Genomic DNA, 26,269 nt, shown 5'->3' with positions numbered 1-26,269 from the left:
TGAATCCTATGCACATCCCCAAGTACGCCCTGTTTGCCGTCATCGCCTGCTGCTCTGTCCCTGCCATGGCGCAGTGGCAGTGGATTGATGCTCAGGGGCACAAGGTCTTCAGCGACCGTGCACCGCCACCGGATACCCTGGCAAAGAACATCCTGCGTCAACCCGGGGGGGCGGGGGGCATCAAGGGGGCTGTAGCGGCAGAGGCAGCGCCCGTGCCAGTCGCTGCACCCAAGGTGGCAGAGCAGGGGGTGGACAAGGGCCTGCAGGAGCAAAAACGCAAGCAGGAAGCACAAGAGGCAGAAAAAGCCCAGGCGGACAAGGGGCGTCGCGAGCAGCAGCGCCAGGATAACTGCAACCGGGCCAAGCAGGCCAAGGCAACGCTGGCCTCGGGCCGCCTGCTCTCCAGCGTGAATGCCAAGGGCGAGCGAGGCTTTATGGACGAAGCCACGCGCGAGGCGGAAGTCAAGCGTGCCGATGCCGTGATTGCATCGGATTGCGGTCCGCTGCCTGATCCAGCGCAATAAGGGCAAGCGAATGCTTCAATAAAAGAGCACCGTCAAGGTGCTTTTTTATGGATGGCAGAGAGCTAGTATCCTGCCTTCGCTTCAGGGCGCTGGCGCTTGAAAAGGCCGGTGCTGCGTGCGCCTTGGCGGGCAAAGCGCTCACGTCTGGCGATCTTGGGGTCCACGGTCAGCGGACGGTAGATTTCCAGCCGATCACCATCGCAAAGCAAATGCTTCAGATCGGTTGTCTTGCCCCAGATGCCCACCATGCCCGGCATCGCAGCATGAATGACATCGGCAAACTGTGGCAGAGCTGTGGCAGCGGCGGCCAGTGCTTGCTCCACCGTGCTGCCTGCGGGCATTTGCAGCGATGCTTCATGCACCACGCCGGCTGTGGGCGAGAGGCAAAAGCTCAGCCTCATCTCATCCATAGATTTGCTCGGCGCGCTTGATGAAGGCGTCCACCATGGAGCCTGCAATACGGTCAAAGACGGGGCCGATAATGGCGCCGACGGCACCGTTTTCAAAACCGTAGTCCAGCTGCAGCTCCACCTTGCAGGCGCGCTGCTTGCCGTCCCCTACGGGATGAAAGCGCCAGTTTCCTTCCAGGCGCGAGAACGGGCCTTTGACCAGGCGCATGCAGACCTGTTTGCCGCCGTTGTCCATGGTGCTGTTGGTGTTGCGCGTCACAAAGGACTTGCGCAGTCCGCTGAATGCAATACCCACCTCGGCGGTCATGCCGCTCTCGTCCTGCTCCAGCACCTTGGCATGATCGCACCAGGGCAGGAAGTCGGCGTAGTGGGCCACGTCCGTCACGAGGGCAAACATTTCTTCGGGGCTATACCAGATCAGGACGGACTTGTTGACGTTTTTCATGGACAAAGAGCAATCGGCATGGCGCGACAATGGGGTCTTGGCAAAGGCCAAACTATCACTGACCGTCATGCGTAACTAAAATCGCCACTCAGAGGCGAGACGGCAACCCTGTATTGTAGGGAGAGCTTTTATCTCCGGTCTGCGCTGCAATTAATACTCCATGGCCAAGAAACCAGAAACTTCGTCGCGCATTGCCGACAATAAAAAAGCTGCATTCAACTATTTCTTCGAGGAACGTCACGAGGCCGGCATGGTGCTGCACGGCTGGGAAGTCAAGGCGCTGCGCAGCGGCAAGGTGCAGCTGACGGACGGCTACGTCATCATCAAGGATGGTGAGCTGTTCCTGCTCGGCTGCCAGATCAATCCGCTCAAGACGGCCTCCACCCATGTCAGCCCCGATGCGGCCCGCATTAAGAAGCTGCTGCTGAAAAAGGACGAGATCAAGCGACTGGTCGGCAAGGTCGAGCAAAAAGGCTATACCCTGGTGCCTATCAATCTGCACTGGAAGAACGGCTATGTGAAATGCGAGATTGCCCTGGCCAAGGGCAAGGCCGAGCACGACAAGCGCGATGTGATCAAGGACCGCGAAGGCAAGCGCGAGGTCGAGAGGGCGCTGAAAAGCCGCAATCGCTGATCGGCAGGTGGTCGGGCCAAAGACGGTTCTGTCACGGAATTGACGTTGAAGCTCGCTATGTTGGCGGGCGACACTATCAAGGAGGCATGCCATGGGAACCTGGGCACACGGGAATTTCGACAACGACACGGCGCTGGATTGGCTGGACGATATCACCGGCCAGTTGCTCGATGAAATCGCTGAGGCCATGGAGTCGCCCGAGCTGCTTGAGGCCGACGAGCTGGACGCGGATCTGGTGCCCTGCCGTATCGAGCTGCTTTGCGCCATGGCGGAAAAAGGTATGCCCCCACAATGGCCCGATGTGCAGTTGCTGGCTCAATGGAAGCAGATTTTCCTGCAGGCCTGGGACTCCAGCATCGATGAGCTGGAGCCTTCGGAGGAATACAAGCGGGAGCGGCGCGCCACCTTGGTCGCCACTTTCGACCGCATGCTGGCATTGGCGCACCTGGCTGATGACGAGGGCGAGGTCGAAGAGGACTAAAGGCCCGGCATGGCGGGAAGACCCTCTCAGGGGTTTTCGTTGTACTTTTGCTTGAAAGCCAGCTCCAGCTGATCGCAATCCTCCTGCGAGTGAAACTCCTGGGTCTTGCGCTCGGCTTCGGGCTTGCTTATCTGTTTCCAGCAGATCTTGATGGTCTCGCTGTCCACCCAGCGCTGCTCTCTTTGCGGGTCGTCCATGAGTTTGCCGATCAGCATGAGCACTGCAAAGATGACGACGGGCAAGCCGATCAGCCAGGCAACAATCGGGCTTTTCTTGGGGGCGGCAGCGGTATTGCTGCCTTCGGGAGGGGATGTGGGCTTCATATCAACCACTCATTATCCGGATGCGGGTGCGGGCAAGCTTAACCAAGCTCATGAAAAGCCTGTATCGATATCAACGCCATAGCGCGGCGCGGGTCTGCAGCCGCAAACCTATAATGTTCGGCTGATTTGCCTTGGCGCGTGGTTTTGACTCAAAGTCGCGCCTGGCCGTACCGATCGCAGACGTCATGCAGGCGTCTTCATACCAAACACCATGAGCACACCCACTTTTTCCGTTGCGGACATCCGCAAGACGTTCCTGGATTTTTACGCTTCCAAGGGTCATACCGTTGTGGCGTCCAGCTCGCTGGTTCCCGGCAATGACCCGACGCTGATGTTCACCAACTCGGGCATGGTGCAGTTCAAGGACGTGTTCCTGGGCACGGACAAGCGCCCCTACAACCGCGCAACATCGGTGCAGGCCTGCCTGCGCGCCGGAGGCAAGCACAACGACCTGGAAAACGTGGGCTATACCGCCCGCCACCACACCTTCTTCGAGATGCTGGGCAACTGGTCCTTCGGCGACTACTTCAAGAAGGAGTCCATCGAGTGGGGCTGGGAGCTGCTGACCCAGGTTTTCGGCCTGCCCGCTGAAAAGCTGCTGGCCACGGTCTATCACGAAGATGACGAAGCCTATGACATCTGGAAGAACGTCATCGGCCTGCCTGCCGAGCGCATCATCCGCATCGGCGACAACAAGGGCGGCAAGTACAAGAGCGACAATTTCTGGATGATGGCCGACACCGGCCCTTGCGGCCCCTGCTCGGAAATCTTCTACGACCACGGCGAGCATATTGCTGGTGGCCCTCCCGGCAGCCCGGAAGAAGACGGCGACCGCTTCATCGAGATCTGGAACCACGTGTTTATGCAGTTCGACATGTTCGAAAAGCGCAATGAGCGTGGCTTGAACCGTGAACAGGTCGACGCTCTCGAGGCCGATGCTCGTGCACGCAATGCCAACTACAAGGTGGTAGCCGAGGGTGCTACTTGGCAGTACGTCGAATTTGACGCCAAGAAGCTGCCCGCGCCTTGCGTGGACACCGGCATGGGCCTGGAGCGCCTGGCAGCCATCCTGCAGCATGTGCACAGCAACTACGAGATCGATCTGTTCCAGGCATTGATCAAGGCTGCCGGCCGCGAAACCCACACCGAAGATCTGAGCACTCCTTCGCTGAAGGTGATTGCCGACCATATTCGCGCGACCTCCTTCCTGGTGTCCGACGGCGTGATTCCTTCCAACGAAGGCCGTGGCTATGTGCAGCGTCGCATCATCCGCCGCGCCATCCGTCACGGCTACAAGCTGGGCCAGAAGACTCCCTTCTTCCACAAGCTGGTGGCCGATCTGGTGCAGCAAATGGGCGATGCCTATCCCAAGCTCAAGGAGCAGGAAGCGCATATCACCAGCGTGCTCAAGGCCGAGGAAGAGCGCTTCTTCGAGACCCTGGCCCATGGCATGGAAATTCTGGACGGCGCGCTGGCCGGTGACGTCAAGGTGCTGCCCGGCGATGTGGCCTTCAAGCTGCACGACACCTACGGCTTCCCGCTGGACCTGTCCAACGACGTGGCGCGCGAGCGCGGCGTGACCGTGGACGAGGCCGGCTTCAACGCCGCCATGGAACATCAGAAAAACACTGCCCGCGCTGCCGGCAAGTTCAAGATGGACCGCGCACTGGAATACACCGGTGAAGGCAATACCTTCGTCGGCTACGACAAGCTGGCAGAAGCTGCAAAGATCGTAGCGCTTTACGCTGACGGTGTATCGGTTTCCGAGCTGAAAGCGGGTCAAAACGGCGTGGTTGTTCTGGACGTCACTCCTTTTTATGCAGAGTCCGGCGGTCAGGTCGGCGACCAGGGCGTGATTGCCACAGGCGGCAACCGTTTTGCTGTGGAAGACACGCTCAAGATCAAGGCCGATGTATTCGGTCACCATGGCGTGCTGGAAGCTGGCAGCCTCAAGGTGGGCGATGCCGTTGAGGCGCAGGTGGATACCGCTGTGCGTGCCGCCACCATGCGCAACCACTCGGTCACCCACATCATGCACAAGGCCTTGCGCGAAGTGCTGGGCAGCCATGTGCAGCAAAAGGGCTCGTTGGTCAATGCCGAGCGCACGCGCTTCGACTTTGCCCACAACGCTCCTGTGACGGCCGAGCAGATCCGCGAGATCGAAGCTCGTGTGAACGCTGAAATCCTGGCTAACACTGCCACCGATGCGCGCGTGATGGACATCGAAAGTGCCCAGAAGACCGGCGCCATGATGCTGTTCGGCGAAAAGTACGGCGAGACCGTGCGCGTGCTGGACATCGGCACCAGCCGCGAACTCTGCGGCGGCACCCACGTGCACCGCACGGGCGACATCGGTCTGTTCAAGGTGGTGGGCGAATCCGGCGTGGCTGCTGGCGTGCGTCGTATCGAAGCCATCACTGGCGAGAATGCACTGGCCTATCTGCAGTCGCTGGAATCCACTGTGGATCAGGCAGCAGCTGCTTTCAAGGCTCCTGTGGCAGAGCTGAGCAACCGCATCGGCGGTGCGCTGGATCAGATCAAGGCGCTGGAAAAGGAAATTGCTGCTCTGAAGGGCAAGCTGGCTTCCAGCCAGGGCGACGAGCTGGCAACCACCGCTGTAGACGTCAATGGCGTGAAGGTGCTGGCTGCAAGATTGGAAGGCGCTGACGCCAAGACGCTGCGCGACACCATGGACAAGCTCAAGGACAAGCTGGGTGCGGCCGTGATCGTGCTGGCTGCCGTGGACGGCGACAAGGTGCAGCTGGCGGCGGGCGTGACCAAGGCCGAAACCGCCAAGATCAAGGCCGGCGAGCTGGTGAACTTTGTGGCCCAGCAAGTGGGCGGAAAGGGCGGCGGCAAACCCGATATGGCCATGGCCGGCGGCACCGATGCAGCAGCCGTGCCTGCAGCCCTGGCTTCGGTCCAGGCCTGGGCGGCAGAGCGTTTGTAAATCATATTCATTGGCGGTGTGAGAGTGCCGCCAATGCGTGAGGACACCCCGGCTGGCCGGGGTGTTTTTGTTACCATTGTGCTGTTTACAGTTGGTGACATCCAGCCATCGGCCTAGTCAGTCGGCAGGAGCGCATTTTCAATCGATCCCTCTCTTTCACAACGCGCCAGGCCCGGTTCGGCATGAACGCTTTCACCCAGCGTGGCTGGGCGGCATGGCTGTTGCTGATGTTGGCCCTCGCACCGCAATGGGGCTGGGCTCAGAGTGTGGTTTTCATCAATCCGGGGCGCAGCAACGAAGCCTATTGGCGCACGGCTTCGGACGCCATGGCCGCAGCGGCGGTCAGTCTCGGAATGCCGCTGGAGATTCGCTACGCCGAGCGCAATCCCCTGCAGGCCATCTCGATTGCCCGCGAGCTGGCGGCCAGACCCAAAGCCAGTCGTCCCCGTTTTGTGATGTTTGTCAACGAGAGCAGTGTGGCTCCCGAGATTTTGCGCACCCTGGAAGCAGCGCAGATCGACAGTTTCATGGCGTTCAACGGTATCCAGGAGTCTGCGCGCTCGCAGCTGGGCAGGCCTCGGGAGACATTCAGGCACTGGCTGGGGAGTCTGGAGCCTCAGGCCGAGGAGGCCGGTTATCTGACAGCCAAGGCCCTGATCGAGGTCGCCAGGGCTTCCAGAGTTGCACAGGCCTCTGATGGCAAGCTGCAAATGCTGGCCATTGCAGGGGACAGATCCACCTCCAGCTCCATCGAGCGCAACGCGGGCATGCGGCGCGCGGTGGCCGAGGCTGGGGATGTGGTGCTGCAGCAGGAAGTCTTTGGCGGGTGGAGCAGAGAGCGCGCTGCGGAGCAGATGCGCGTTCTCATGCAGCGCTACCCGCAAGTGCGCACGGTCTGGGCAGGCAATGACGAGATGGCTTTGGGAGCCATGGATGCCTGGCGCGAAGCGGGGGGCAAGCCCGGGCGCGACGGCTTTTTTGGCGCCATCAACACCTCGGCGGCGGCTTTGACGGCCGTCCGTTCTGGAGAACTGGCTGCCTTGGCGGGCGGCCATTTCATGGCAGGAGCTTGGGCGTTGGTCATGCTCTACGACTACGCGCATGGCAGGGATTTCAAACCGGAAGGGCTGGAGCTCCAAAAAGCCATGTTCGTGTTGTTCGACCCATTGCTCGCGGACAGGTTCGAGCGGCGTTTCAGTGCTTCGCAAAAACCGCTGGATTTTCGCAAGTACAGCAAGGCACTGAACCCCAAGCTGGACCGCTACAGCTTTGAAATCGAAAAGCAGCTGCGCTGACGGCCATGTTCCATAAGCGTTTCCGCTCCATCGCCACCCATCTGGTCTCCCGCATCGTATTGCTGGCGCTGATTGGCATGAGCCTGTTTGTGAGCTTGCTGGCAGCCTGGGAATATGAGTCGGGCAAACGCAGCTTCAAGGCGGACATGGAGCGGCATGCCGACAGCAGTTTGCTGCTGCTGTCGAGCGCTCTGTGGGATATAGACCCTGCCATGGTTGGAAAGCAGGTGAAGTGGCTGGGTGCGCTGCCGCAGGTCGGCTATGTGCGTGTGCGGGCGACGACGACGGGGGAGCTTTTTGAAGCAGGCATTCCACCAGCTGCAGACAGGCCGGCCGTGTTGAAGGTGGACATTCCTGCTCCGCAGGCCGTCAAGGCCGCTGCCAGCATTCCACTGGGAACGCTGGAGATCTGGGAGAGTCGTCGCTACTACTTCGAGCAGATTCGCAATTCGATTCTGGGCGTGGTTTTGGGCTATGGGCTGTTTACCGTGATGGTCTGCGCCGTGGTCATGGTGGTGATGCGCAGGCAGCTGCAAGCACCGCTGAGGCAGATTGCCGGCTTTGCCAGCGACCTCAAGCCCAACGGCCTGCAACAGGTGCTGGTGCTGGACAGGCCGCAGCGCGACTATGTCGATGAAATCGATCTGGTGGCTAGAGGCTTTGTGCAGCTGCAAAGCGATCTGCAAGGCCATATTGCCCACCTTGACCGTCTGGTGGCCGAGCGCACGGCGCAGCTGGAGCAGGTGGTGGAAGAGGTCAAGAGCCTGTCACTGACCGATGCGCTGACGGGCTGCTGGAACCGCCGTGCGCTGGATGAGCGGCTGAATGTCGAAGTGAAGCGTTGCCTGCGCTATGCAAGAACACTGAGCGTGGTTTTCATGGATCTGGACCACTTCAAGCGCATCAATGACGAATACGGGCATGCGACAGGAGACGCTGTGCTGAAGGAGCTGGCCCTGCGTTGCCAGCGTGAGCTGAAAACCCAGGTGGACTGGCTGGCCCGCTATGGAGGGGAGGAGTTCCTCATCGTGCTGCCGGAGTCGGAAGCGGCGCAAGCCCATCAGCTGGCACTGCGACTGGGCTCGGTGATTCGCAACCAGTCCATTGATATCGATAACCTGAGCCTGCATGTGACGGCCAGCTTTGGCATTGCCCAACTGCAGGAGGGGGAGGCCATGGACAGCTTTTTGCACCGTGCCGATGCGGCGCTGTATGAGGCCAAGGCTGCGGGGCGGGACTGTGTGCGATTTTCGGGCGCACATTTGCGCAGACAGGAAAAAGCGCCGCACAAGCCTGAGTCAGGCCGCCGGCGCTTTCGCAAAGGCCCCCAGTAGCTCAAAGACAGGCTTGCCGCTTGCTAGGTGATGTGGCTCAGGCTTTGCGGCGAAACACCAGATCCCAGACACCATGACCGAGGCGGATGCCGCGGTTTTCGAACTTGGTCAGCGGACGATAGTCGGGCTTTTCGGCGTAGCTGTCTGCTGTGTTCTGCAGCGTGGGTTCGGCATTGAGCACTTCCAGAATCTGCACGGCATAGGGCTCCCAGTCGGTGGCACAGTGGATATAGCCACCGGGCTTGATGCGGGCTGCCAGCTTGGCAATCAGCGGGCTCTGGATCAGGCGGCGCTTGTTGTGCTTTTTCTTGTGCCAGGGATCGGGGAAGAAGATGTGCACGCCGTCGATTGAGGCCTCGGGCAGCATGTTGTCAATGACTTCCACGGCATCGTGCTGAAGGATGCGGATGTTCTCGATCTCCTGCTCGCCGATGCGCTTGAGCAACGCGCCCACGCCGGGCTCATGCACCTCGCAGCACAGGAAATTGTCGTCGGGGCGCACGCGGGCAATATGGGCCGTGGCCTCGCCCATGCCGAAGCCGATTTCCAGGATCAGCTTGCCTTCGCGGCCATAGACTGCAGCGGCATCCAGGGGCGCCTTGTGGTATTGCAGCAGAAAACGCGGACCCAGCTCTTCAAAGGCCTTGGCCTGGCCTGTGGTGGTGCGGCCGGCACGGCGCACATAGCTCTTGATGGTCTTGGGGTAGGCCACGCCTTCGGGCGCCTGGCCCTGCGGTGCTGCAGCTTGGTCTTGGGCGGGCGCGTTGTCGGCCATGTCGGTATGGGAAGTTGGAATAGAAGAAGTCACGGGGCGATATTGTAGGTTTGACGCCAGCAGGCGACCCAGAAGTCCAGCGCCAAAGTCAAGGCCGCGGCGGGGCTTTGTGCACCTCGATGGGCGCCGTCTGGCGCTTGTGGCAGGGCGGCAAGGCCCAGCGAGGCCGCTGCGGCTTGCAGCGCCGCCAGTGGGGCGCTGACATCCACGGCCGGCGCGCCATGCTGTTTGGACAGCTTTTCGCCATTGTCCATGCGTACCAGCGGCGTATGCAGATAGCTGGGCTGGGGCAAGGCCAGCCCCTGCTGCAGCATCAGCTGGCGCGGCGTATTGTCCGTCAGGTCCTCACCGCGCACCACATGGGTGACGCCTTGCGCGGCATCGTCCACGACCACGGCCAGCTGATAGGCCCAAAGCCCATCGGCGCGGCGCAGCACAAAGTCGCCGACCTGGGCACCGAGGTTTTGTTGCTGAGGGCCCAGACGACGGTCCCGCCAATGCAGCACGGGAGCTGCCGATTCCAGCTGCGCAGATGCTATTGCTATGGATGATGTAGCTGGTTGCGCATGATGCGTAATCGTTTTAGGCGGTTTTGATTGAAGCTCCTGAATCTGCTGCTCAATTGCAAACCGCCAGGCCCTGGCGGGCTTGCCGTGCAGTCCATGACGGCAGGTTCCGGGGTAGGGGCGTTCCACATGGCGCTCATGTGGCAGCCCCATGGCTTGCCAGGCCGCCTCGACGTCCTTGCGCGTGCAGCCGCAGGGGTAGCACAAGCCTTGGTTTTGCAATTGCTGCAGAGCGGCTTCGTACAGTGCGTGGCGCGCGGACTGCCAGACTACGGGTGCGTCGGAATGCAGGCCGCAAGCGGCCAGTTGGCGCAGGATTTCCGCATCGGCACCGGCCTGGCAGCGCGGCGGGTCGATATCTTCGATGCGCACCAGCCACTGGCCGCCATGGGCGCGGGCATCGAGCCAGCTGGCCAGCGCGGCGACCAGGGAGCCCGCATGCAGCGGACCGGTAGGAGAAGGTGCAAAGCGCCCGATATAGCGGGCGCGGGAAGAAGCGGTGGCCGAGGTCATGAGGGGCGCCATCTTACGCTGAGCGGAGGCGATGCCAGACGGCCGGCTGCTCACCAGACGGGCTCACTCAGTGCACAAGGGGCGCACAAGGGAGCGCTCAGCCTCCCGAGTCGTGGCGCGTCCTCAGGCAAGGGCCAGCGCCATCTCCAGCCCGGAGATGAACGCGTCCTCGACGCGGCTGCCTATGCACCAGTCGCCGCACAGGCCCAGGCCTGCGGCACGCTCATAGGCAAAGGGCTGGCCCAGCGGGGAGAGCGTCTGGGCATGTTGCCAGAGGTAGACACTGGCATGGCGCGGAGCCACGCGGATGCCGGTGATCTCGCCAAAGGCCTTTTGCAGCTTGGACAGAACGCGCGTAGGGTCGTCGTGGCGGTGTTCGTTGGACCACAGCGGGTTGGCATGTACGGTCCAGCGCTCGGTCTGGGCACGGCCGGGCTTGGAGGACTCGCGCGCCACCCAGGCCACACGCTCATGTGTGCTGCGGGCCGCATTCCACTGGGGCCCCAGGGTGTTCAGACCCGCCTGGGCAGCCATGGGGTAGGACAGGGTCATGGCCCAGCAGGGTGCCATCTCCACGGTTGACAGGCTTTTGGCCAACGCCATGCCTTGCGGGGCGGTTTGCAGCAGCTGCACGGCCTGTGGCGCGGGCAGGGCGAGGATGACGGTGTCGAAGCCGCTGGCCGTCTGGGCACCATGGTCTTCGGTGTCCAGCATCAGCGTCCATTGATGGCTGCTGTGCTTGCTGCCGCTGGCGATATGGTGGCCGAGCGCACGCACGGATTGACCCAGATGCATGCGGCCTGCATCCCACAGCGGGGCAGCCCAGGCCAGGGGCAGGGCCTGCATGTCGGGCAGGCCGACCCAATGGGTTTCGCGTGGCGATGCGGGAGTGCTGGTCTTGCGACCCTGGGCATTGCGTGTCTGGATGCTGTTGAGGCTCCAGCCCAGCAGATTTTGCGGCACGGTGTCCAGTGCCTGCTGAAAGCGTGGGTCGCGCACCGTGAAAAACTGGGCGCCGATATCGAAGCTGCCGTAGGGGCCGCTGACCGAGCGCATGCGTCCGCCGGCCTGGGTCAGGCGCTCGTAGACATGGACATCATGTCCGGCCTGCATCAAGGTGCGTGCGCAGGCAATGCCTGCAATACCTGCGCCGATGACGGCAATGCGGGAAGGGGAAGCAGAGCCGGACGCGGAGTCCGTGCGGGTCACTCGTGCATGGGAAGCATTCATGAAAAGCCTTTTCAACACCGTTGATTCGCAGCGTAGCAGCTATCTAAAAGAGAGCAAGCATCATTTGCTGACAAGCCAGTCTTGCGCGTTCCACTCTACACCCGCGCCGTGACTGCTTTGCTCTGCGCGGCTTCACTGGCGATGATGGTTTTCCATGAGGGCGCGGCGCGTGGCGGGGCTCTCCAGTTGCTGCAGCCACCACTGCAGCGCCCGGCCCGGAGTGCGGTGGGCCGGTCCGGGCCAGCCGTAGTGCAGGCGCAGATTGCGGCTGGCGCGCTGGACCTGGCGCGTCACCAGCAGGCCTGCGTCCAGATAGGACTGCACCATGCCGCGCGGCAGAAAGCCGCCGCCAATACCGCGTATCTGCGCCTCGACCTTGGCGTGCATGCTGTCCACCGTGAGCACATCTTGGCCGCTGACCAGGCCGAAGCTGATGTTGCTGCGCACGCCCGAGTCGGCAACGGCGATCAGGCGGTGCCGCAGCAGCTCTTCGTCGGAGATGGGCTCGGTCGCGCTGGCCAGCGGATGGTGGGGCGCTACGGCAAAGATGAAGTCCATCTCGCCGATTTCACGGGTCTGCAGCTCGGCGGCATTGCTGGCATTGACGGCAATGCCTATGGCCAGATCGGCCTGGCCGCTGGTCAGCGCTTCCAGAGTGCCGCTGAGAATGCCGTCCTTGATCTTCAGCGCCGTGGGCGGGTTCAGCGCATAAAAAGCCTCGATCAGCTCGAACACCGGTGTGCGGGCAATCGCGCCGTCGACCACGATGGTCAGCTGGGGCTCCCAGCCCGTGGCCACGCGCTTGACGCGGTGGGCCACGGCGTCGATCTCCTGCAACAGGCGTGCGCCCTCGTGGAGCAAGGCCTGACCGGCCTCGGTGGCCTGGGCGTGGCGCGAGCTGCGGTCAAACAGCAGCACGTCCAGCGCGTCCTCGATCTGGCGCACCCGATAAGTCAGCGCACTGGGCACCAGCCCCAGGGAACGTGCTGCGGCGGCGAAGCTGCCGGTCTCGGCAATGGCCTGCAGCATGGCCAGGCTGTCGGGGGTGAGCACATCGCGGGAACTGGGCATGGGGCGTTTTTGAGTGTTCAAACAGTTTGAATGATGCCATCAATGGCATTCAGCCACCTGAGAGAGGCGAGCTTCTACAGTAGAGCCATAGAGACAAACAACTCTGAACGAAAGGACCTCACCATGATGACTCTGCGCAAATCCCAGGAACGTGGCTACGCCGATCACGGCTGGCTCAAGTCCTTCCACAGCTTCTCGTTCGCGGGCTACTACGACCCCCGCCACATGGGCTTTGGCAACCTGCGCGTGATCAACGAAGACCGCATTGCCCCCGGCACCGGTTTTGGCGCCCACGGCCACCGTGACATGGAAATCATCAGCTATGTGATGGACGGCGGCCTGTCGCACAAGGACAGCATGGGCAACGAACAGACCATTGTGCCCGGCGAGGTGCAGCGCATGAGTGCGGGCTCGGGCGTGGTGCACAGCGAGCACAACCATGCAGATGGCGGCACCACCCATTTTCTGCAGATCTGGCTGTTGCCTGCACGCACCGGTATCGAACCCGGCTATGCCCAGAAGGCTTTTCTCGAGGCCGAGAAGCGCGGCAAGCTGCGCCTGGTGGCATCGCCCGACGGTGCCGAAGGTTCGGTGACCATGAATGCCGATGCCCGGCTGTTTGCCGGCTTGTTCGACGGCGACGAAACCTTTGACATGGCGCTGCCCGCTGGCCGCAAGACCTATGTGCACATGGTCAAGGGCGAGCTGGTGGTGAATGGACAAAAGCTGACAGCCGGTGATGCGGCGCTTATTGAAAATGAGTCTCGCCTGAGCCTGGGGCAGGGCAAGAGCGCCGAAGTACTGGTGTTTGATCTGCAAGCGTGAGCTTCGAAAAATCTGCCATATCGCACTGAACTCAAATCCTCACAAGGGAGTTAGAAATGCTGAACCAACTGAAGAATCCTCTCGATCTGATCGGTCGTATCCTGATTGCGCTGCTGTTCCTGCCCGCAGGTTTTCAGAAAATCACCGGTTTTGCCGGTACCGTGGGCTATGCCGCATCGGTGGGCATGCCCATGCCGCAGCTTGCCGTGGGCATAGGCCTGGTGATTGAAATCCTGGGTGGCCTGGCCATTTTGCTGGGCTGGCATACCCGCTGGGCCGCGCTGATCCTGGGTTTCTTCACCCTGGTGGCCAGCTTCTTCTTCCACAATTTCTGGGGCGTGCCTGCCGAGGCCGCAGGCATGCAGCAACTGCTGTTCTGGAAGAACATCGCTGTCGTGGGCGGCCTGCTGGGCTACGCTGCCCATGGTGCTGGTGCCTGGAGTGTGGACGGCCGCAAGCACTGAGGCACTGCAAAGCTGCGCAAGCTGCTATAAATTTGATAGGCTTGCGCAGTCCCAAACCCACCCGCCGGGCGACCTTCCGGCGGGTTTTTTATTGCCGTCGGGCCGCCCCAAGGCAATAAACCCCCTTGGGGGCCGCGGCCACACGTCAGTGGGCAAGCGTGGGGGCTGTTTTATTGTCGTCGTGCCGTCCCAAGGTAATAAGCGGCCCCTCAGGAAAGCAAGCACACGAAGTGGGTAAGCTTGAGGCTTTTTTATTGCGTGACCGTTATGAATGTCTGCGCAGACTCTCTCTGGAAACCTTTCATGAGCAATATCGTTGTTGTCTACCACTCGGGCTACGGCCATACCCAGCGCATGGCGCAATCCGTGGCCCAGGGCGCCGGTGCGCAGCTGCTGGCCATTGACGCTGATGGCAATCTGCCCGAAGGCGGCTGGGCGCAACTGGCAGCGGCCGAGGCCATCGTCTTTGGCGCACCTACCTATATGGGCGCACCGAGCTGGCAGTTCAAGAAGTTTGCCGATGCCTCGTCCAAGCCCTGGTTTGCCCAGACCTGGAAAGACAAGCTGTTTGCCGGTTTCACCAACAGCGCCGGCGTGCAGGGCGACAAGCAGGTGACGCTGGACTATTTCTACCACCTGGCCATGCAGCACAGCGGCATCTGGGTGGGCCTGGGCATGTTGCCGTCCAACACCAAGGCGGCGCAGCGCAACGATGCCAACTGGATGGGCGCCTACTCGGGCGCCATGGCCCAGACGCCTTCCGATGCCTCGGTGGCAGAGATGTTGCCAGGCGACCTGGAGACGGCGCGGCAGTTTGGCGAGCGTGTGGCCAGTACGGCCAGGCGCCTGACCAAGTAAACAGCATAAGTAGCTGGCGCCGCTATTGAAACAAAAGCGCCTGACGCTCTCTGTATATGGATTTCAGGTTGAAAATTACCTGAAACCATATTGCAGAGAGCGCCAGACGCTTTGTTTTTGAGAGTGCTTACAGCAGGTGCTTTTTCACGGGGCGGGGGTGGACCAGCGGCGTGCGCTCCAGGTCCGTGCCCAGAGAGTCGCGGCCGTCGAAGACAAAACAGCCGCCGTCGTAGAACTTGCCATCGGTCTCTTCAAAATATTTGAGGATGCCGCCTTCGAGCTGGTAGACGTTCTCGATTCCTTCTTCCTGCATCAGGATGGCGGCTTTTTCACAGCGGATGCCGCCTGTGCAGTAACTGACCACGGTCTTGCCGGCAAATTCGGCCTTGTGCTCGCGCAGCGCGGGCGGGAATTCGGTGAACTTGGTCAGGCGCCAGTCTATGGTGCCGGCAAACGCGCCTTCGTCGACTTCGTAGTCGTTGCGCGTGTCCAGGGTGACCACTTCACGGCCTTCGTCGTCATGGCCCTGCTCCAGCCAGCGGCGTAGCGTGGCCGGCGCGACCGAGGGGGCGCGCCCGCTGGCGGGGCGGATGGAGGGGTGGTCCATGCGAATGATCTCGCGCTTGACCTTGACCAGCATCTTGCGAAACGGCACATGGTCGGACCAGCTTTCCTTGGGGTTCAGATCGGCAAAGCGTGGGTCCAGCTTGAGCTGAGCGATGAAGCTGCGAACGGCCGCAGCAGGCCCGGCCAGAAAGAAGTTGATGCCTTCCTCGGCCAGCAGCACCGTACCCTTGAGGTCCAGTTCCTGGGCGCGTGCCAGCAGCGTCTCGCGCAGTGCGTCGGCGTCGGGCAGGGGCGTGAATTTGTAGCAGGAGATGTTGAGTATGTCGGCCACGTCGATATCCGGGGCGGCGACCACTCGGCAGCTCGGCCGACAGTGGCAGAGCTTAGGCCGGGGCCGTCAGCGCAGCCTTGATTTTATTAGACAGCTGCGCCACTGCCAGCGATGCGGGCGCTCCGGGCATGGACTGCAGCAGCAACTGGCGCCGCATCACGGCATCGCGCACGGCGGGATCGGTGGGGATATCGCCCCAGTGCGTGAGCTGCAGGGGCTGACCCGAATCGGTGGTCACAAAGCGGTTGAGCACCTGCTGCAACTGGCCGGTAATGGCACGGCCGTCACCGGGGCGCTGGGTCTGGTTGATGACCAGGCGTATCTGCTGGCGCTTTTGCTGGGTGGCCATCACCTTGATGGCGGCGTAGGCGTCGGTCAGCGAGGTGGGCTCGGGCGTGGCTACGACCAGTACCTCGGAAGCCATGGAGACCGAGAACAGCACCACATCGGAGATGCCGGCGCCGGTGTCCAGCAAGATGATGTCGTAGCGCGGGCGCAGCGTGTCGATGGTGAGCATGAACTGGCTGCGCACCTCAGGTGTCAGGCGCGAGTATTCGATCATGCCCGAGCCTGCCAGCAGCACGGAGTAGCCGCCGGGTGTGGGCAGGATGGCGTCTTCCAGCGTGGCGCGGCCCGTGAAGACATCGTGCAGCGTCACCTTGGGGTAGAGGTTGAGCACCACGTCTAGATTGGCCAGGCCCAGATCCGCGTCGAGCACAAGCACATTGAAGCCGTGGCGAGCCAGGGCAGCCGCCAGATTGGCAGAGACAAAAGTCTTGCCGACGCCGCCCTTGCCGCTGGTCACGGCGATGATGCGCGCCTGCTTGGTGCGACCGGGTGCACGCAGGGCATCTTCCATGGAAATATGGGCAGGTAAGTGAGGGTGAGGGGCCAAGGTATCCATCGTCTCAAGGCGTTATGACCTGGCTTTTGGCGTCGGTGCTTACGTCGTGGGCTGTATTGCTCTCTGAGCCATTTTCTGCGATGGCATCAGGGGTTAAAGGGCCGAAAAGCAGGCTTTTTTCCTCTGCACTCACGGTACTGTCGGGCGGCTCTTCGATGCGTACGCAGTTGCGACCTGCGGATTTGGCAAGGTAGAGCTGGCGGTCGGCGCGCTCGGTCCAGAGCTGGGCGGTGCTGCGAATCCACTGCAGGGCATAGACGCCTCCGATGCTGACGGTGATGTTCAGCGAGGTGCTGGGGGAGACCTGGATCGGTGTCTCGGCAATGGATTGGCGCAGGCGCTCGGCCACGGAGTGGCCAAAGTGGGCGGGGCAGACCGGCAGCACGATGGCGAATTCCTCGCCGCCATAGCGCGCCAGCGTATCCATGGGGCGTATGCCATCGGCAAGGGTGTGCGCCACGGACTGCAGCACCATGTCGCCTGCGATATGACCGTGCTCGTCGTTGATCTGCTTGAAATGGTCGATGTCCAGCATCAGCAGCAAGGCGGTTTCGCCCGAGCGTGCCACGCGGTCGATTTCGCGTTCGATGACGGTGCGGAAATGGCGCCGGTTGCCAAGCCCTGTCAGCGGGTCGCGCAGGGACAGCGCACATAGGCCATCAATCAGGGCCTGCAGATACTGGGTGGGAGTGTCCGTGGGCAAGCGCATCTCGCTGCCTCCTGCACGGGTCACCAGATTGTGGGCAGTGGCCAGACGCAGATCGCGTAAAAACACGGATTGATGGGGGGCGGAGGAAGTCACGGCTTGCTACGAAATTTCAAACAAGTGTAGCAGTGGCCATCGCCTGTATTGGGTTTGTGACAAATAGTGCACTATGGCATTGGCGGGTCTTGCTCTTTGGCGCAAACACGGCTCAGAAATTCGCTGCTGGTGCGATAGAGCGCGATGATGGAGCCCTGCTGCAGCAGCAGGCCGGCGCGCTGCAGGCGCTTTTCTGCGGGCAGCTTCAGCCCCACCACATGCAGGGTGCCGCCGCGCTTGGCCACCATGCGCTCGAGCCGGGCAAAGGTCTCCACGCCTGTGATGTCGATACTGTTGACGGGCTCCATGAGCAAAGCGATATCGCTGCAGCCGGGGTTTTGCTGCAAGGCCTCGGTCGCATAGCGCTCCAGCGCCGAAGCGGTGGCGAAATCCAGGTCGGCATCCATGCGCAGCGCCATGATGCGGGGCGCCAGCGGGGGCAACTGCCAGAGCTGGCGGCTGCGCAGGCTGCCGTCGGGGTGCAGGCCGACCTCAATGATGCGCGGGTGCAGGTGCTGGTAGATGAAATAGGCCTGGGTCAGCGCAATCCCGGCAAACACGCCCCAGTACATGCGCGGTGCCGTCAGAATCGTCAGAGCCAGCGTGGTCACGCTGATGCAGGCTTCCACGCGGGAGACCCTGAACAGGCCCAGGATCTGCATGGGCTTGATCAGATTGAGGACGGCCGTGACCACGATGGCCGCCAGTGCGGCCTGAGGCACATGGTAAAGCCAGGGAATGAACCACTGCACGACCACGACCACCAGCAGGATGGAGAACACATTGGCGTAGCCGGTCTTGGCGCCAGCCAGCAGATTGACGGCCGAGCGCGAGAAGGAGGCGCTGGTGGCAAAGCTGCCGAACAGGCCGGCGCTGACCTTGGACAGCCCTTGTGCCACCAGATCCTGATTCTCGTTCCAGCGTGTTCCTGCCTGCTGGTGCTCGACCTGGGCGCTGGAGGCCGTTTCCAGAAAGCTCACCAGCGACAGCACGAGCACAGGCATGACCAGTGCGCCGAACTGATCCCAGTCCAGCAGGTCTGGCCATAGAAAGTGCGGCAGACCTGCCGGCAGATGCCCGACGACGGCACCGCTGGAATCCGCAAAACCGGTGGCCCAGCTGACCAGCCCCGTGAGTGCAATGATGAAAATGGCCGAGGGAAAGGCCGGACGCCATTTCTTGGCCACCATCAGCAGTGCCATGCTGCTGAGACCGAAGGCGATCGAGCGCCAGTCGAACAGATAGATGGATGGGGAATGCCAGACCGTGGCCCAGTCCGCACGCATGCCCAGCAGCGTGGGCAATTGCGAGGCCAGAATCAGCAGGGCTGCAGCCTGGGTGAAGCCTGCCAGCACCGGCGAGGTCACCAGATTCAACAGCCAGCCGGCGCGAACCACGCCCAGTACCGCCTGTACCAGGCCCGACAGAATGGCCATCCAGGCGGCCAGTTGTACCCATTGGGCCGAACCGGGCTCGGCCATGCCGGTCAGCGAGGCGCCGATCAGCAGGGCGCTGAGCGCCGTGGGGCCCACGCCCAGGCGTGGGGAGGGGCTGAACAGAATGGCGACCGCGGCGGGAATGATGGAGGCGTAGATGCCGGTAATCAACGGCATGCCCGCCAGCGCTGCATAAGCCACGCCCTGAGGCAGCAGCATCAGGCCCACGGTGAGCCCGGCCCAGAATTCGCCACGCAGCAGCGCAGCGCCAGGCTTGGGCCATTGAAGAAAAGGGAACCAGCGGGCCAGGGAGTGCATGAATCACATTGTCAGGGTAAGCAGATGACCTGGATGTCACCCGTGATCGGAATCGGCAAATTCCGCATCCAGATTTGTCCTACAGGCAACTGAGGGCTGTTCGCATGCCTTGCCTTGAGACAGCTGTATACATTAACCGTTCAGTTTTGTTGAGGCATTAAGGGAGAACCAAAAATGGCATCTATCGTTTTCAAGCGTTCCGTTCATGTTCTGGCTGTGACGGCTCTGGCCTTCGGCCTGGCCGCCTGCGGCAAGTCCGACGAGAACAATACAGCCGGTCAGAAGCTGGACTCCGCCATTGCTCAGACCGAGCAGGCGGCGCAAAACGCCGGCAGCAAGATTGAAGAAGGTGCTGCCAAGGCTGGCGAGGCGACTGCCAACGCACTGGACAAGGCCGGTGACAAGATCGCTGGCGCTGCGGAGACGGCCGGCCAGAAGGTCGAGGCCGGTGCTGCCAGTGTCGGAGCGGCTCTGGATGACGCAGGCATCACGGCCGCCGTCAAGACCGAGCTGATCAAGGCTCCCGAAATCAGCGCGCTGCAAATCAATGTGGACACCAAGGACGGCGCCGTGACCTTGAGCGGCACCGTTCCCTCCGAAGCTGTGAAGAACCAGGCCGGCGATATCGCCAAGGCCGCCAAGGGCGTGACCTCGGTGACCAACAATCTGACGGTCAAGGCCGGCTGATCTTTCTGACCATCACCCGCAAGGCCGGAGCGCGCAAGCCCTCCGGCTTTTTTGCGTCTCTTGACTTTCTGGGCTCGCTGCAGCCGACCATGCCATCACAGCTTTGCACCGCGCGACGGCTTAGGGGATAAGAACAGGCCCTAAGATTCCCCGCATGACCCAAGCCGATACCAAGCTCTCCACCCATCTGATCCACCACCCTTATCAGGCGCCCGCGGACTTTGCCGGCCCTCAGCCCGCGGTGCACAAGGCCTCGACCGTGTTCTTCGAGAACGTGCAGGCCATGCGCGAGCGCCGCTGGCTGGACAAGAGCAGCTATACCTACGGGCTGCACGGCACGCCCACGACCTATACGCTGGAGGAGCGGCTGGCCACGCTGGAAGGCGGTCTGCAGTGCCTGCTGGTGCCCAGCGGATTGGCGGCCATCGCCACCACCTCGCTGGCGCTGCTGAGAACCGGGGACGAGGTGCTGGTGCCGGACAACGTCTACGGCCCCAACAAGACGATGACCGAGGGCGAACTGGCCCACTTCGGCATAACCCATCAGTACTACGACCCCATGAGCGTGGAAGATCTGGCATCCAAGATCACGCCCGCGACCCGGCTGGTCTGGCTGGAGGCTCCAGGCTCGGTGACTATGGAGTTCCCCGATCTGATGGCCCAGGTGCGCCTGTGCCGTGAAAAAGGCATCACCACCGTTCTGGACAATACCTGGGGCGCGGGTCTGGCGTTCAAGCCTTTCGACCTGCTGGGTGACGGCGGCAGCCTGGGAGTGGATGTTACAGCCCATGCGCTGACCAAATATCCGAGCGGCGGCGGCGATGTGCTCATGGGTAGCATCATCACGCGCAACCAGCCGCTGCATATGCGCATCAAGCTCTCGCATATGCGCATGGGCCTGGGCGTCAGCGGCAATGACGCCGAGGCCGTGTTGCGCAATCTGCCCAGCATCGGCCTGCGCTACCACGCCCAGGACAGGGCCGCGCGTCAGCTGGCACAGTGGCTGGCGGCGCAAAGCGCCGTGGTGCAGGTGTTGCACCCCGCCATGCCGGGAGCGCCCGGCCATTCGTACTGGAAGCAGCTATGCGCGCAAAACGGCAGCGAAGGCGTGGCCGCCGGTCTGTTCAGCGTGGTGATCGACGAGCGCTTTGATCAGGCGGCCGTGGACCGCTTCTGCGACAGCCTGCAATTCTTCAAGATCGGCTACAGCTGGGGCGGCCCGGTCAGTCTGGTCGTGCCTTACGAGCTGGCCGAGATGCGCAGCCGCGCCACGCCGCATATCAAGGCGGGCACGGTGGTGCGCTTTGCCATCGGTCTGGAGGACGTGGCCGATCTGCAGGCCGATCTGGCCCAGGCGCTGCAAAAGGCATTCACCTGATCTGCTATGAATAGGGAAGCTGCCTGCGCTTGCTATTCATGAAATTGAAGAGGATTTCCTTCGATTATCAATAGGGAGCAAGCGCAGGAAGCTACTGAATGGATAGTGTGGCAGGCTGGAGGCTACGGGCTTTCCGCAATGCCAAGCCCTGTCCGGCAGGTTAACTTGTGATGCATCGGCACGCACCGGTTCGGCGGTGCAGCCAGGCCAACAAGGAGGACCCGCCGCATGCAAGCTTCCCCTGTTTCCAGCCATGAAGCCGATCCTGCCGCGTTGCAGGTGCGCAGCCTGAGCTTTGCCCAGCCCTGGCAATGGTTGGTGCTGGGAGCGCGTGATGCGATGCGTGCACCGCTGATCGCGCTGTTCTATGGCCTGTGCTTCTGGGCCATGGCCTTGCTGCTGGGCTGGGTGTTTCGTGCCAGCCCCGAGTATGTGATGTCCATGGCCAGCGGCTGCCTGCTGCTGGGGCCGTTTCTGGCCATGGGACTGTACGAGCTCAGCCGCCGGCTGGAGCAGGGGCAGCGGCCGCAGCTGGGGGCGTCGCTGCTGTGCTGGAGCCGTCATCTGCAGAGCATGGGCATGCTGGTCATGGTGCTGATGGTGCTGGAGATGCTCTGGGGCCGCGCCTCCATGGTGGTGTTTGCCATCTCCTTCGACACCGGTATGCCCACTACGGCCAGTGTGCTGCAAACTGTGGTGCGCCGCGAAAACTGGGAATTTCTGCTGATCTACACGGCGGTGGGCGGTGTGTTTGCGGCACTGGTCTTTGGCTTTACGGTGGTGGCGTTGCCTACCATTCTGGACAGGGATGCCGATGCCTTGACCGCCTGCATCACCAGCATGCGTGTCGTGGGACTCAATATCGGGGTCATGCTGCTGTGGGCGGCCATCATCACCGTGCTGGTGGCGGTATCCTTGATGCCCTATGGCGCGGGCCTGCTGATCGTGGGCCCTGTGCTGGGCTGTGCCAGCTGGCATGCATATCGGGCCAGCGTGGAGCTGCCTGAAGCGCAGCCCGAGGCGGCCTGAAGCTGGAAAGTGGAGATCGATGGAATTGTGGAACCGGTTCAAGAAGCGCTTTGCACTGCGTACAGGCAAGGCTGGAAGCGGCCCGGCTGTACATGCCTGCGAGACTCCCGACATCCGCTATTACCGCGACTCTTCGAGCTTCGGCAACCACCACGGCAGCTCATATGACTCCAGTTGCAGCAGCTCGGATAGTTCCGATAGCTCCTGTAGCTCGGACAGCGGCGGCGGAGGCGATGGAGGAGGCGGCGCAGACTGAGCCATCCGCACCTTGCGTTGTCACTTCAGCAAGGGCTTGAGCTTGGGCCAGACATTGTTCAGCATCAGCGGCTGGGCCTGGGCATTGGGGTGGATGCGGTCGGCCTGAAACCATTGCATCGCGTCGGGCGTATCCCCGAAGCCGGCCAGCAGAAACGGCAGCAGCGCCAGCTTGTGCCGGTTGGCCGTGCCCTGGAACATCTGCGCAAATTGCTCGGTATAGCTGGCGCCGTAATTGGGCGGTACCTGCATGCCGACCAGCAGCACCTGGGCGCCCGCGTCCTGACTGGCCTTGATCATGGCGTCCAGATTGCCTTGCGAGCTCTGCAATGCCAGGCCACGCAGGGCGTCGTTGCCGCCCAGCTCCAGAATCACGATGGAGGGCTGGTGCTGACTCAGCAAGGCGGGCAGGCGGGCCCGGCCGCCCGAGGTCGTATCGCCGCTGATGCTGGCGTTGACTACGGCCCGCGGCGCTTTCTCCGCCTGCAGTCGCTGCTCCAGCAGCTTGACCCAGCCCTTGCCGCGGTTCAGGCCGTATTCGGCGCTTAGCGAGTCGCCGAGCACCAGTACCGGGCCGGTCTTGTTCTGCGCGCCAGCCATGCCCCATGGCCCCGAAATTCCCAGTGCCAGGGCAAGCGCGATACAGTGGCGGCGGTCCATTCTGATGTTCCTGCTTCCCGATTGATTCATGCCAGACACTTCCACCTCTTCCTTGATCGTTGTTGAGAAGCTCGCCAAGTCCGTTCAGGACTCGGCTGGCGTGCTGGACATTTTGCGGGATATCGACCTGCAGTTCGCCGCAGGCGAGACCGTGGCCATAGTGGGGGCCTCGGGTTCCGGCAAAAGCACGCTGCTGTCGATTCTGGCGGGATTGGATACCCCCAGCCGGGGTGCGGTGCGGCTGCAGGGTCAGGATTTGTTTGCGCTCAGCGAAGACGGACGCGCGGCGCTGCGCGCGCAGAAGATGGGTTTTGTCTTCCAGAGCTTTCAGTTGCTGGGCAATCTGACGGCGCTGGAAAACGTCATGCTGCCGCTGGAACTGGCCGGTGCCCGTGAAGCCCGTGCACGCGCCACGCAGATGCTGGAGCGCGTGGGCCTGGGCCAGCGCCTCAATCACTACCCCAAGCTGATGTCCGGCGGCGAGCAGCAGCGTGTGGCGCTGGCCCGTGCCTTTGTGGTGGAGCCGGCCGTGCTGCTGGCCGATGAACCCACGGGCAGCCTGGACTTCGCCACGGGGCAGACCATCATGGACCTGATGTTTGCCTTGAATCGCGAGCGTGGCACGACCTTGATTCTGGTCACCCATGACCGCAGCATTGCGGCGCAGTGTGATCGCAGCATCACCATCGAGGCTGGGCGGGCCATCTGAACAAGGCCCCCCAACGCTTGCCCGCTGTCCCCAAGGGGGCTGTTTATCGCCTGGGGGCGGCTCTGCGGCGATAAAAAAGGCCTGTACGCATACAGGCCTTTTTGTGTCTATCGCTTGTGGGGCGATCGCTGGAGGCTATGAAAACAGGAGCTTCTCAGATGCGCGGCACTTCTAGGCCCGCCTTGCGCTCGGCGGCGCGGCAGGCGGCGGCGGTGAACAGTACATCAGTCGAGGAGTTGAGGGCGGTTTCGGTCGAATCCTGGACCACGCCGATCACATAGCCCACGCCCACGACATACATGGCGACATCGTTGGGGATGTTGAACAGGCTGCAAGCCAGTGGAATCAGCAGCAGCGAGCCGCCGGGCACGCCCGAAGCTCCGCAGGCGCAGACGGCAGAGACCACGCACAGCAGGATGGCCGTGGGAATGTCCACCGAGATATGCAGGGTGTGAGCGGCGGCCAGCGTCAGCACGCTGATGGTGATGGCCGCACCGGCCATATTGATGGTGGCACCCAGAGGGATGGAGATGCTGTAGGTGTGCTCGTCGAGATTGAGCTTCTTGGCCAGCGCCAGGTTCACGGGGATATTGGCGCCCGAGCTGCGTGTGAAGAAGGCCGTGACGGCGCTTTCGCGCAGGCAGGTCAGCACCAGAGGGTAGGGGTTGCGACGGGTCTGCGTCCAGACAATGATGGGGTTGACCACCAGCGCCACAAAAACCATGCAGCCCACGAGTACGCCCAGCAGATGGGCATAGTCCTTGAGTGCTTCCAGTCCGCCTGAGGAGAAGGTTGAGACCACCAGGCCGAAGATGCCCAGAGGCGCCAGACGGATCACGGACTGGATCACCACGGTGATGGCCTGGCCGAAGTCGTCCACCATGGTGCGTGTCGATGCGCTGGCATGGCGCAGTGCGATGCCCAGCGCAATCGCCCAGACCAGAATGCCGATGTAGTTGGCGTTCAGCAGTGCGTTGACGGGGTTGTCGAAAGCGCTCTTGAGCACGGAGATCAGCACCTGGCTGATTTCGCTGGGTACGCCCTGGACTTCGGGCATTTCGCGAAAGTGAATGACCGATGGGAACAGCGCGCTGGCAGCCACGGCCACGCAAGCCGCGGCCAGGGTGCCGATCAGATACAGGGTGAGCACGGGCTTGATCTGGGTTTCCTGGCCGGGGCGGTGGCCGCTGATGGCAGCCATGACCAGCAGGAACACCAGTATCGGGGCAACGGCCTTGAGTGCGGAGATGAACAGCGTGCCCAGCAGGGAGACGGGCTGGGCGGCGGAGGGCCAGAGCCAGGCGACAAGACCGCCGAGAATCAGGGCGACAATGATCTGCAGCACCAGGCTGGTGCGGTTGAACCAATCGAGCAGGGCTTTGAGCATGCAGGAAGACGTGTAAGAGCTAGGTGAAATGCCTGGCGAGATGGGCCGGGCACTGCGTCAATTGCGGGGGCAGACAGGCAAATTTGCGCCGGCAATGTCGGGCGATCAGAGCCGCTGATCGCAAGCGGCTCTGCTGCATCTGGGAAGGCCTGTGCTGACAGGCGCCAAAGCTGATCTAGCTCTGGCCCGATGGCTCCACCCGAAGAGCCGGCAGTTTAGCGGCTTGGCAAAAACACAGCCGTGGGCCCAGACATGGCCCCAGGTACAGCAAGGCAAGGCAAAAGGCCGGGATAATGTCGCCCCATGTCGTCCCCCAAAGTTCTTTTCGGCTTTCACGCCGTCGGCGTGCGTCTGAAAACCGCCCCCCAGTCCATCATCGAAGTCTATTTCGAAGCTTCGCGCCGCGATGCGCGCATGCGCCAGTTTCTGGAGCGCGCCAAGGAAGCAGGGGTGCGCCTGATCGAGGCCGATGCCATGCGCATTGCCAAGCTTGCCGGTTCTCACGGCCATCAGGGCGTGGCCGCGCGGGTCGAGGAAGTCAAGGACACGCGCACGCTGGACGAATTGCTGGATGATCTGGAAGCCGAGGGCGTCAAGGCGCCGTTGCTGCTGGTGCTGGACGGTGTGACAGATCCCCACAACCTGGGTGCCTGCCTGCGCGTGGCCGATGGTGCTGGCGTGCATGCGGTGATTGCCCCCAAGGACCATGCGGCCGGCATCAATGCCACCGTGGCCAAGGTGGCCAGCGGCGCTGCCGAGACCGTGCCTTACTTCATGGTCACCAATCTGGCGCGGACCTTGAAGGAATTGCAGGAACGCAATATCTGGGTCATCGGCACCAGCGGCGATGCGGACAAGCACCTCTATCAAATGGACCTGACAGGCCCTACGGCCCTGGTGCTGGGCGCCGAAGGCGATGGCATGCGCCAGCTGACTCGCAAGACCTGTGACGAGCTGGTCAGCATCCCCATGCAGGGCGCGGTGGAAAGCCTGAACGTGTCGGTGGCCAGCGGCGTGTGCCTGTACGAAGCGCTGCGTCAGCGTCTGGCTGCCAAGGCCTGATCTTTGGATCTGGTTCACAAGGCGCAACTGCCCAGGCAGGAGGCGC

At 62.3% G+C, this 26,269-nt stretch carries 28 protein-coding genes; 15 read left to right on the top strand and 13 right to left on the bottom strand.

The genetic code is table 11. The features are described 5' to 3' along the window. Positions 1–8: 8 nt before the first annotated feature. A complete protein-coding gene (locus QMY55_RS14060; protein ID WP_283488964.1) occupies positions 9–524 on the top strand; it encodes a DUF4124 domain-containing protein in 516 nt (171 codons plus the stop codon). Between the two features lie 62 nt (positions 525–586). Here the strand turns inward: QMY55_RS14060 and QMY55_RS14055 are convergent, their stop codons facing one another. Next, complete coding sequence (locus tag QMY55_RS14055) at positions 587–934, bottom strand: RnfH family protein (RefSeq protein ID WP_283484820.1); 348 nt, start codon at positions 932–934, stop codon at positions 587–589. Next, positions 927–1,379 carry a type II toxin-antitoxin system RatA family toxin gene (locus QMY55_RS14050; RefSeq protein WP_283484819.1) on the bottom strand — a complete coding sequence of 151 codons (453 nt, stop codon included), beginning with the start codon at positions 1,377–1,379 and terminating at the stop codon, positions 927–929. The genes QMY55_RS14055 and QMY55_RS14050 overlap by 8 nt, the downstream gene beginning before the upstream one ends. Before the next feature lie 160 nt (positions 1,380–1,539). Between QMY55_RS14050 and smpB the strand changes: the two genes are divergently transcribed. Together smpB and QMY55_RS14040 are read left to right on the top strand one after the other, a co-directional pair. Then, positions 1,540–2,013 (top strand): SsrA-binding protein SmpB, encoded by a 474-nt coding sequence (gene smpB, locus QMY55_RS14045; protein WP_283484818.1) that lies wholly within the window; start codon positions 1,540–1,542, stop codon positions 2,011–2,013. Positions 2,014–2,104: 91 nt separating this feature from the next. Continuing rightward, entirely contained in the window at positions 2,105–2,494 is a 390-nt protein-coding gene (locus QMY55_RS14040; protein ID WP_283484817.1) for a DUF4259 domain-containing protein, read from the top strand. Between the two features lie 26 nt (positions 2,495–2,520). On the opposite strand, the gene QMY55_RS14035 is transcribed toward QMY55_RS14040, so the two are convergent. Next, a complete protein-coding gene (locus QMY55_RS14035; protein ID WP_283484816.1) occupies positions 2,521–2,817 on the bottom strand; it encodes a hypothetical protein in 297 nt (98 codons plus the stop codon). A gap of 211 nt (positions 2,818–3,028) precedes the next feature. Here QMY55_RS14035 and alaS point away from each other — a divergent pair, with 211 nt between their 5' ends. The 3 genes from alaS (at position 3,029) to QMY55_RS14020 (ending at position 8,396) form a co-directional block, all read left to right on the top strand. Further along, positions 3,029–5,767, top strand: coding sequence for an alanine--tRNA ligase (alaS, locus tag QMY55_RS14030; RefSeq protein ID WP_283484815.1), 2,739 nt, complete (start codon positions 3,029–3,031; stop codon positions 5,765–5,767). Between the two features lie 182 nt (positions 5,768–5,949). Next, positions 5,950–7,062 (top strand): ABC transporter substrate-binding protein, encoded by a 1,113-nt coding sequence (locus QMY55_RS14025; RefSeq protein WP_283484814.1) that lies wholly within the window; start codon positions 5,950–5,952, stop codon positions 7,060–7,062. Positions 7,063–7,067: 5 nt separating this feature from the next. Then, on the top strand, positions 7,068–8,396 hold the full coding sequence (locus QMY55_RS14020) for a GGDEF domain-containing protein (RefSeq protein WP_283484813.1): 1,329 nt from the start codon (positions 7,068–7,070) through the stop codon (positions 8,394–8,396). A 37-nt stretch (positions 8,397–8,433) separates the two neighbouring features. On the opposite strand, the gene trmB is transcribed toward QMY55_RS14020, so the two are convergent. The 4 genes from trmB to QMY55_RS14000 form a co-directional block, all read right to left on the bottom strand. Next, positions 8,434–9,171 carry a tRNA (guanosine(46)-N7)-methyltransferase TrmB gene (gene trmB, locus QMY55_RS14015; protein ID WP_283488963.1) on the bottom strand — a complete coding sequence of 246 codons (738 nt, stop codon included), beginning with the start codon at positions 9,169–9,171 and terminating at the stop codon, positions 8,434–8,436. A gap of 29 nt (positions 9,172–9,200) precedes the next feature. Further along, entirely contained in the window at positions 9,201–10,250 is a 1,050-nt protein-coding gene (gene gluQRS / locus QMY55_RS14010) for a tRNA glutamyl-Q(34) synthetase GluQRS (protein ID WP_283484812.1), read from the bottom strand. A gap of 123 nt (positions 10,251–10,373) precedes the next feature. After that, entirely contained in the window at positions 10,374–11,480 is a 1,107-nt protein-coding gene (locus QMY55_RS14005; RefSeq protein ID WP_283484811.1) for an NAD(P)/FAD-dependent oxidoreductase, read from the bottom strand. A gap of 132 nt (positions 11,481–11,612) precedes the next feature. Further along, entirely contained in the window at positions 11,613–12,551 is a 939-nt protein-coding gene (locus QMY55_RS14000; protein ID WP_283484810.1) for a LysR family transcriptional regulator, read from the bottom strand. Between the two features lie 123 nt (positions 12,552–12,674). Between QMY55_RS14000 and QMY55_RS13995 the strand changes: the two genes are divergently transcribed. The 3 genes from QMY55_RS13995 to QMY55_RS13985 all read left to right on the top strand — a co-directional run bounded on the left by QMY55_RS13995 (position 12,675) and on the right by QMY55_RS13985 (position 14,698). After that, a complete protein-coding gene (locus QMY55_RS13995; protein WP_283484809.1) occupies positions 12,675–13,376 on the top strand; it encodes a pirin family protein in 702 nt (233 codons plus the stop codon). 56 nt (positions 13,377–13,432) lie between these two features. Beyond that, positions 13,433–13,840 carry a DoxX family protein gene (locus tag QMY55_RS13990; RefSeq protein ID WP_283484808.1) on the top strand — a complete coding sequence of 136 codons (408 nt, stop codon included), beginning with the start codon at positions 13,433–13,435 and terminating at the stop codon, positions 13,838–13,840. A 303-nt stretch (positions 13,841–14,143) separates the two neighbouring features. Further along, the gene (locus QMY55_RS13985; protein ID WP_283484807.1) at positions 14,144–14,698 is read left to right on the top strand and encodes a flavodoxin family protein; all 555 of its coding nucleotides are present in this window, start codon (positions 14,144–14,146) and stop codon (positions 14,696–14,698) included. 127 nt (positions 14,699–14,825) lie between these two features. Here the strand turns inward: QMY55_RS13985 and QMY55_RS13980 are convergent, their stop codons facing one another. The 4 genes from QMY55_RS13980 to QMY55_RS13965 form a co-directional block, all read right to left on the bottom strand. Beyond that, positions 14,826–15,596, bottom strand: a complete 771-nt coding sequence (locus QMY55_RS13980) for a sulfurtransferase (RefSeq protein ID WP_283488962.1) — start codon at positions 15,594–15,596, stop codon at positions 14,826–14,828. A 52-nt stretch (positions 15,597–15,648) separates the two neighbouring features. Further along, positions 15,649–16,500, bottom strand: coding sequence for a MinD/ParA family protein (locus QMY55_RS13975; RefSeq protein WP_407650512.1), 852 nt, complete (start codon positions 16,498–16,500; stop codon positions 15,649–15,651). 4 nt (positions 16,501–16,504) lie between these two features. Beyond that, complete coding sequence (locus QMY55_RS13970) at positions 16,505–17,302, bottom strand: GGDEF domain-containing protein (protein ID WP_283484806.1); 798 nt, start codon at positions 17,300–17,302, stop codon at positions 16,505–16,507. 71 nt (positions 17,303–17,373) lie between these two features. Continuing rightward, positions 17,374–19,056, bottom strand: a complete 1,683-nt coding sequence (locus QMY55_RS13965; RefSeq protein WP_283484805.1) for a SulP family inorganic anion transporter — start codon at positions 19,054–19,056, stop codon at positions 17,374–17,376. Positions 19,057–19,230: 174 nt separating this feature from the next. Between QMY55_RS13965 and QMY55_RS13960 the strand changes: the two genes are divergently transcribed. From QMY55_RS13960 to QMY55_RS13945, 4 genes are all read left to right on the top strand, one after another. Next, entirely contained in the window at positions 19,231–19,743 is a 513-nt protein-coding gene (locus tag QMY55_RS13960) for a BON domain-containing protein (protein WP_283484804.1), read from the top strand. Between the two features lie 154 nt (positions 19,744–19,897). After that, entirely contained in the window at positions 19,898–21,121 is a 1,224-nt protein-coding gene (locus tag QMY55_RS13955) for a PLP-dependent transferase (RefSeq protein WP_283484803.1), read from the top strand. A gap of 228 nt (positions 21,122–21,349) precedes the next feature. Beyond that, entirely contained in the window at positions 21,350–22,150 is an 801-nt protein-coding gene (locus tag QMY55_RS13950) for a DUF2189 domain-containing protein (protein WP_283484802.1), read from the top strand. A 19-nt stretch (positions 22,151–22,169) separates the two neighbouring features. Next, positions 22,170–22,406: a hypothetical protein gene (locus QMY55_RS13945; protein ID WP_283484801.1), complete on the top strand. Its 237-nt coding sequence runs from the start codon at positions 22,170–22,172 to the stop codon at positions 22,404–22,406. Between the two features lie 20 nt (positions 22,407–22,426). Here QMY55_RS13945 and QMY55_RS13940 read toward each other — a convergent pair whose 3' ends face one another. Further along, positions 22,427–23,095, bottom strand: a complete 669-nt coding sequence (locus QMY55_RS13940) for an arylesterase (protein ID WP_283484800.1) — start codon at positions 23,093–23,095, stop codon at positions 22,427–22,429. On the opposite strand from QMY55_RS13940, the gene QMY55_RS13935 reads away from it, so the two are divergent. Beyond that, positions 23,094–23,774 (top strand): ABC transporter ATP-binding protein, encoded by a 681-nt coding sequence (locus QMY55_RS13935; protein ID WP_283484798.1) that lies wholly within the window; start codon positions 23,094–23,096, stop codon positions 23,772–23,774. The genes QMY55_RS13940 and QMY55_RS13935 overlap by 2 nt on opposite strands. Before the next feature lie 154 nt (positions 23,775–23,928). Here QMY55_RS13935 and sstT read toward each other — a convergent pair whose 3' ends face one another. Further along, entirely contained in the window at positions 23,929–25,161 is a 1,233-nt protein-coding gene (sstT, locus tag QMY55_RS13930) for a serine/threonine transporter SstT (RefSeq protein ID WP_283484797.1), read from the bottom strand. A 303-nt stretch (positions 25,162–25,464) separates the two neighbouring features. On the opposite strand from sstT, the gene rlmB reads away from it, so the two are divergent. Next, positions 25,465–26,223, top strand: coding sequence for a 23S rRNA (guanosine(2251)-2'-O)-methyltransferase RlmB (gene rlmB / locus QMY55_RS13925; protein WP_283484796.1), 759 nt, complete (start codon positions 25,465–25,467; stop codon positions 26,221–26,223). The last annotated feature ends 46 nt before the right edge of the window (positions 26,224–26,269 follow it).

Origin of the sequence: Comamonas resistens, assembly GCF_030064165.1 — a bacterium.
Lineage (GTDB): Bacteria > Pseudomonadota > Gammaproteobacteria > Burkholderiales > Burkholderiaceae_C > Comamonas > Comamonas resistens.
Note: the sequence above shows the minus strand (reverse complement) of the source record. Positions and strands in the feature narration are given on the sequence as shown.

What these genes read in the sequence shown, in the direction of transcription:
- QMY55_RS14060 (WP_283488964.1), top strand. Translation starts at nt 9, where the DNA reads ATGCACATCCCCAAGTACGCCCTGTTTGCCGTCATCGCCTGCTGCTCT.
- QMY55_RS14055 (WP_283484820.1), bottom strand. Translation starts at nt 934, where the DNA reads ATGGATGAGATGAGGCTGAGCTTTTGCCTCTCGCCCACAGCCGGCGTG.
- QMY55_RS14050 (WP_283484819.1), bottom strand. Translation starts at nt 1,379, where the DNA reads ATGAAAAACGTCAACAAGTCCGTCCTGATCTGGTATAGCCCCGAAGAA.
- smpB (WP_283484818.1), top strand. Translation starts at nt 1,540, where the DNA reads ATGGCCAAGAAACCAGAAACTTCGTCGCGCATTGCCGACAATAAAAAA.
- QMY55_RS14040 (WP_283484817.1), top strand. Translation starts at nt 2,105, where the DNA reads ATGGGAACCTGGGCACACGGGAATTTCGACAACGACACGGCGCTGGAT.
- QMY55_RS14035 (WP_283484816.1), bottom strand. Translation starts at nt 2,817, where the DNA reads ATGAAGCCCACATCCCCTCCCGAAGGCAGCAATACCGCTGCCGCCCCC.
- alaS (WP_283484815.1), top strand. Translation starts at nt 3,029, where the DNA reads ATGAGCACACCCACTTTTTCCGTTGCGGACATCCGCAAGACGTTCCTG.
- QMY55_RS14025 (WP_283484814.1), top strand. Translation starts at nt 5,950, where the DNA reads ATGAACGCTTTCACCCAGCGTGGCTGGGCGGCATGGCTGTTGCTGATG.
- QMY55_RS14020 (WP_283484813.1), top strand. Translation starts at nt 7,068, where the DNA reads ATGTTCCATAAGCGTTTCCGCTCCATCGCCACCCATCTGGTCTCCCGC.
- trmB (WP_283488963.1), bottom strand. Translation starts at nt 9,171, where the DNA reads ATGGCCGACAACGCGCCCGCCCAAGACCAAGCTGCAGCACCGCAGGGC.
- gluQRS (WP_283484812.1), bottom strand. Translation starts at nt 10,250, where the DNA reads ATGACCTCGGCCACCGCTTCTTCCCGCGCCCGCTATATCGGGCGCTTT.
- QMY55_RS14005 (WP_283484811.1), bottom strand. Translation starts at nt 11,480, where the DNA reads ATGAATGCTTCCCATGCACGAGTGACCCGCACGGACTCCGCGTCCGGC.
- QMY55_RS14000 (WP_283484810.1), bottom strand. Translation starts at nt 12,551, where the DNA reads ATGCCCAGTTCCCGCGATGTGCTCACCCCCGACAGCCTGGCCATGCTG.
- QMY55_RS13995 (WP_283484809.1), top strand. Translation starts at nt 12,675, where the DNA reads ATGATGACTCTGCGCAAATCCCAGGAACGTGGCTACGCCGATCACGGC.
- QMY55_RS13990 (WP_283484808.1), top strand. Translation starts at nt 13,433, where the DNA reads ATGCTGAACCAACTGAAGAATCCTCTCGATCTGATCGGTCGTATCCTG.
- QMY55_RS13985 (WP_283484807.1), top strand. Translation starts at nt 14,144, where the DNA reads ATGAGCAATATCGTTGTTGTCTACCACTCGGGCTACGGCCATACCCAG.
- QMY55_RS13975 (WP_407650512.1), bottom strand. Translation starts at nt 16,500, where the DNA reads ATGGATACCTTGGCCCCTCACCCTCACTTACCTGCCCATATTTCCATG.
- QMY55_RS13965 (WP_283484805.1), bottom strand. Translation starts at nt 19,056, where the DNA reads ATGCACTCCCTGGCCCGCTGGTTCCCTTTTCTTCAATGGCCCAAGCCT.
- QMY55_RS13960 (WP_283484804.1), top strand. Translation starts at nt 19,231, where the DNA reads ATGGCATCTATCGTTTTCAAGCGTTCCGTTCATGTTCTGGCTGTGACG.
- QMY55_RS13955 (WP_283484803.1), top strand. Translation starts at nt 19,898, where the DNA reads ATGACCCAAGCCGATACCAAGCTCTCCACCCATCTGATCCACCACCCT.
- QMY55_RS13950 (WP_283484802.1), top strand. Translation starts at nt 21,350, where the DNA reads ATGCAAGCTTCCCCTGTTTCCAGCCATGAAGCCGATCCTGCCGCGTTG.
- QMY55_RS13945 (WP_283484801.1), top strand. Translation starts at nt 22,170, where the DNA reads ATGGAATTGTGGAACCGGTTCAAGAAGCGCTTTGCACTGCGTACAGGC.
- QMY55_RS13935 (WP_283484798.1), top strand. Translation starts at nt 23,094, where the DNA reads ATGCCAGACACTTCCACCTCTTCCTTGATCGTTGTTGAGAAGCTCGCC.
- QMY55_RS13940 (WP_283484800.1), bottom strand. Translation starts at nt 23,095, where the DNA reads ATGAATCAATCGGGAAGCAGGAACATCAGAATGGACCGCCGCCACTGT.
- sstT (WP_283484797.1), bottom strand. Translation starts at nt 25,161, where the DNA reads ATGCTCAAAGCCCTGCTCGATTGGTTCAACCGCACCAGCCTGGTGCTG.
- rlmB (WP_283484796.1), top strand. Translation starts at nt 25,465, where the DNA reads ATGTCGTCCCCCAAAGTTCTTTTCGGCTTTCACGCCGTCGGCGTGCGT.